This is a genomic window from Pelomicrobium sp. G1 (genome assembly GCF_051905455.1).
In the GTDB taxonomy this organism is placed as follows: domain Bacteria; phylum Pseudomonadota; class Gammaproteobacteria; order Burkholderiales; family UBA6910; genus Pelomicrobium.
In genome coordinates, this window is sequence record NZ_JBQACR010000040.1 from 1 (window position 1) to 1,294 (window position 1,294).

Annotated in this window: 2 protein-coding genes; one reads left to right on the plus strand and one right to left on the minus strand. The window is 56.9% G+C overall.

The annotated features are described in order from the left end of the window. A partial coding sequence (locus ACTFO6_RS17250) for a c-type cytochrome (protein ID WP_439935668.1) occupies nucleotides 1-200 on the minus strand: 200 nt, incomplete at its 3' end. A gap of 660 nt (nucleotides 201-860) precedes the next feature. Here ACTFO6_RS17250 and ACTFO6_RS17255 point away from each other — a divergent pair. After that, nucleotides 861-1,229, plus strand: a complete 369-nt coding sequence (locus ACTFO6_RS17255) for a hypothetical protein (RefSeq protein WP_439935669.1) — start codon at nucleotides 861-863, stop codon at nucleotides 1,227-1,229. The last annotated feature ends 65 nt before the right edge of the window (nucleotides 1,230-1,294 follow it).

The window sequence follows — 1,294 nt, forward strand, 5'->3', positions numbered from 1 at the left end:
GCTCTGAGCGCCTTGTAAAGATCTTCCTTGGGTTTCCCCGCCAGCGCCGGCATGCCGCCCACCGCGCGCCCCTCGGTGCCGTGACAGGCGGCGCAGCTCGCCGCCCAACTGCGGGCCTGAAGGTCTTCGGCGGCTAAACCAGTGCCCGGTCCCAGCAACAGCAAGCCCGCCGCAGCGACGATACTTATTTTGCGTTGCATGATGCGCTCCTCCTCTGTAGGCCGAACGAAACTATGATGAGGAAATTTTAGTTTTTTGAAAGAGTGTTAGTGAGAGGATTCCTGGTTTCCCCGATTATGACCTAAATATTAGTTTTTCACGGAATCCTGTCAATACGAATTTTGCATAAGCGAATAAGAGCCGGTTATTCGACGTCACCCCTGATCGGTCGCGTTCCGTCCCCGGCGGCGGCCCATGAGCGCCAGAGCGAGCTGCCCGCCTGATCAGCCCGGAATGGCCTTCGAGAAGGCGTGGCTCGATCGCCCTTATGCCGTCTGTGGGACGGCCAATTAAGGCTGCGGGCGGGTTTCGTTCGGGGCTTATCGTTCGGGGCTTATCCGTCCAGGCGGCCTCCGGCTTGCCATCCTAACCTCTTTCCATTCTGAAAAGCGCCTTTCCATTCCGAAAAGCAGGCCTCGAAAGCCAGCGAGGAGGCTTTCGTCTTCTCGCCGGGCGTATGTACTTAAGTATTTGATTGTACATTGATTAAAAGAGGCCGGCGAGTTCGGGAAAATATCGAAGGGATTGGGCATAACGCTTGCAAACTCCATTCCCGGCATCCAGTGGGGATCGAATGAGAGACAAACCAGCGGGGGTGCCAAAGGTCTAAAGAATCCTCATCTGATGAGGAGGGTAAGGAAATGAGGTACAGGCTTAGCCAGAAACGACGCAACTTTCTCAAGACCGTCGGCTTGGGCGCCGGCGCCGCCGTTGCCGGAGCCACCGGCGGTGCACTTCTTCCTGCCGGGACCCTGCCCGCGCTGATGAAAGAGGTCCACGCAGCCAAAGTCTCCAAACTCGATGAATTCTACGCGCAGATCGGCAAATACATCCTTTTGACCCCAGGCAAGTTCACGGGGACAGTGGCAGCCCACGATCTGGCGACTGGCAAGACGCTAGCATGGCTGTCGGGATGGAACTACGGGGACACCAACCCCATCATGCACCACATGGCCGCCTTCCCTTCACCGGACCCGTACAAAGGTTTTGAGTTTATCGGGAACCTCTAAAAATTCGTTTTTCTGCCCCACATTCTTCCGCACAACACGCGCTGGCGGAGAGAGCCGTTCGTGGT